This is a genomic window from Yoonia sp., from assembly GCF_036007805.1.
Lineage (GTDB): Bacteria > Pseudomonadota > Alphaproteobacteria > Rhodobacterales > Rhodobacteraceae > Yoonia.
In genome coordinates this window covers 1-3,116 of the sequence record NZ_DASYOK010000346.1, presented here as the reverse complement: position 1 = coordinate 3,116, position 3,116 = coordinate 1, and the positions used below count along the sequence as shown (strand labels likewise).

The following is a 3,116-nucleotide window of genomic DNA, read 5'->3' as shown; positions in this document are numbered from 1 at the left end:
CCCCAGCTAACCAGTGTCATGTCCGATGCCATATGCCCGTCAGCAAGCGACGTTGTGGCGGACAGGCTCAGGGCCATTGTCGTCAGAATTGGTTTCGTAAACTTCATTCTATTCTCCCGTTAAACCTGGTTTTTCGATGATGACCACGCATACCAGGGCTAGCGTGGCCAATCTGACAGTGCTTCAGGTCGCTTTACGCGTCCAAAGCACGGCAATCTTCGGGCAACCAACCAATCTCGATCTGTTCGCCTGGGCGAAGCCGTGGTTGGTCGGGGGCATTTCGTGTCTTCATGACAAATTCGGTCGACCCTGCAACGCGCAGACGTGTGCGGAAGATGTCACCCATATAGATGAACTCAAGCACCTCGGCTTTCAGCGTGTGCGCGTCCGGAGACAAACGCTCTTTGTTGGTTTCAACGCGTTCGGGGCGGATCGACACTGTTGTCCGCTCACCCACTTGATGAACATTCACAGGTACCGCGTCGATTTCTTCGCCGCTATCAAGCTGGACGACACAGGTATTCTTCGTGTTGTCGATCTCGGTGACCTTGCCGCTGAGCGTATTATTTTCACCGATAAACTGCGCCACAAAGCTGTTTTGTGGCTGCTCATAGAGCTCGTCCGGTGGGGCAAGCTGCTGGATACGGCCATCGTCGAACACAGCGACACGGTCTGACATCGTCAGTGCCTCTGTCTGATCGTGCGTTACATAAACTGTCGTGATCCCGAGGTTATGGGCCAGATCGGTGATCTCGAACTGCATCTTTTCGCGTAACTGTTTGTCCAGCGCGCCAAGTGGTTCGTCCATCAGCACCAGTTCAGGTTCAAACACCAGCGCACGCGCCAAGGCGACACGCTGTTGCTGGCCACCTGAAAGCTGGGCAGGGCGGCGATTGCCGAATGCACCCATTTCCACCATGTCCAAAGCGCGTTTGACCTTTTGTTCCCGCTCGGACTTGCCCATTTTGCGGACCTCCAGCGGAAAGGCGAGGTTCTCGGCGATCGTCATATGCGGGAACAGCGCATAGTTCTGGAACACCATGCCAATGCCGCGCTTGTGCGGCGGGATGTCGTTGATTGATTTCCCATCAAGCCGGATATCGCCGTGTGTTGCTGTCTCAAAACCGGCCAACATCATCAGGCAAGTCGTCTTGCCCGAACCCGATGGCCCGAGCATTGTCAGGAACTCGCCTTTCGGCATTTCAAGGTTGAGATCTTTCACGACGAGCGTTTCGCCGTCATAACTCTTCTGCACTCTTTCGAATTCAACGAAAGAGTCGTTTTGTTTTGTATCGGCCAAATTTGGCTCCCCTTGTATCGCAACATTTTTTATCTCTGCGTTGGGCACATACTAACGTAAAAGCGTTAGTGGTTTGCAAGCAGATTTCCTAAGCGGACCCTTATTGGACACAAAACCCCTTTTTTATATAGCGTTCAGCGCTGTAAATGAGGCAATCTGCCCCATGCGATGCCAAGAATCATGGCGTTTTATAAATCCGGTTTTGCAGGGATAGCGGTTTACCTAAACCCGATGACGCTCTTGTCACATGCGATGTCGCGAAACGCGAGGCGGGGCGCCGTCGTCGCTGTAGCCTCTTATTCAGTTGCACTGCGCATTTGGCGAGAGGGACACCGCACATGACACACCCAGATCCTGCGTTTAGCGCCAAGGAATACGCCCGCCGCCTTGCCAAAACACGCGCAGCGATGGCCGCTGCCGGACTGGACATTCTGTTCGTCGAGGATCCTTCGAACATGGCGTGGATCACCGGCTATGACGGCTGGTCGTTCTATGTTCACCAAGGTGTCGTGGTCTTTCATGACGCTGATCCAATCTGGTGGGGGCGCAGGCAGGACGCCAATGGCGCGCTCCGCACAGTCTGGATGCAGGACGACCGTATCTTTGGTTATGCTGACCATTTTGTGCAATCCGCAGTCCGTCACCCCATGCAGGACCTGGCGCGTCTGCTCACAGAGACGGGGCATGCGAAGGCGCGTATCGGTGTCGAGATGGACAATTACTATTTCTCGGCCAAAGCCTACACCACGCTTTGCGCTGAACTGCCCAATGCGCAAATTCTGGATGCGACAGCACTTGTGAACTGGCAGCGTGCGGTGAAATCCGACGAAGAAATCGCTTTTATGCAAAAAGCGGCGCGCATTGCCGAAAACGTCATGGACGGGGTGATTGAACGCATTGAACCGGGCATGCGCAAGAATGATCTGGTGGCGGAAATCTATGGCGATGTGATCCGCGGGATCGGTGACGATTGGGGTGACTACCCCGCGATTGTGCCGCTTTTGCCTTCTGGCACCAATGCCGCCGCCCCGCATCTGACGTGGGACAGCCAGCCTTTCAAACGTGGTGAGGGCACCTTTTTTGAACTGGCAGGGTGCTATCGCCGTTATCACATCCCGTTTTGCCGGTCTGTTTTCCTTGGCACACCCCCTGATTTCCTCAAACGCGCCGAAGCCGCCCTTGTCGAAGGGCTAGAGGCCGGCCTTGATGCCGCCCGTGCGGGCAATCGCGCACAGGATATCGCGATAGCCCTTGCCGCGCCGTTGGAACGCGCCGGGATCGAACGCGGTGCGCGCTGCGGCTATCCCATCGGGCTGAGCTATCCCCCGGATTGGGGCGAGCGGACGATTTCACTGCGCGAAGAAGACGAAACGATCCTTGAGCCGGGCATGACCTTCCACTTTATGCCGGGTCTGTGGATGGATGACTGGGGTCTGGAGATCACGGAATCCATTCTGATCACAGAGGACGGCCCGGCGGCCTGTTTCTGCGACCGGCCGCGCAAGATGTACCTCAAGGACTAGGCGCGCGTGGTTGTCCCCCTTTCTTCGCCTCGTGTGACGGACATCACGCAGCGTGCCCAGAGCATCCTGCAGCACCTTATCGGCTTTCCCACAATCTCGGCTGACAGCAATCTGGCGATGATTTCGTGGATGGCGGAGCATATGGAACGTCAGGGCGCACGCGTTTTTCTGGATCACGATGACACGGGCAGCAAAGCGAACCTTTTCGCGACACTGGGACCGGACGCGCGTGGCGGTATCCTTTTGTCGGGTCATACCGATGTGGTCCCTGTCGCAGATCAGGACTGGGCCAC

2 protein-coding genes and 1 pseudogene are annotated in these 3,116 nt (G+C 56.2%); 2 read left to right on the top strand and 1 reads right to left on the bottom strand.

Annotated features, from left to right (window positions below):
- Nucleotides 1-193: 193 nt before the first annotated feature.
- The gene (locus VGP75_RS18260) at nt 194-1,300 is read right to left on the bottom strand and encodes an ABC transporter ATP-binding protein (RefSeq protein WP_327545015.1); all 1,107 of its coding nucleotides are present in this window, start codon (nt 1,298-1,300) and stop codon (nt 194-196) included.
- Nucleotides 1,301-1,638: 338 nt separating this feature from the next.
- Between VGP75_RS18260 and VGP75_RS18255 the strand changes: the two genes are divergently transcribed.
- Nucleotides 1,639-2,823 (top strand): M24 family metallopeptidase, encoded by a 1,185-nt coding sequence (locus VGP75_RS18255; protein ID WP_327545014.1) that lies wholly within the window; start codon nt 1,639-1,641, stop codon nt 2,821-2,823.
- Between the two features lie 6 nt (nt 2,824-2,829).
- Nucleotides 2,830-3,116 (top strand): annotated as a pseudogene (locus VGP75_RS18250) (acetylornithine deacetylase); the annotation flags it as partial.

Coding starts and splice junctions, on each gene's coding strand:
- VGP75_RS18255 (WP_327545014.1), top strand. CDS start 1,639: ATGACACACCCAGATCCTGCGTTTAGCGCCAAGGAATACGCCCGCCGC.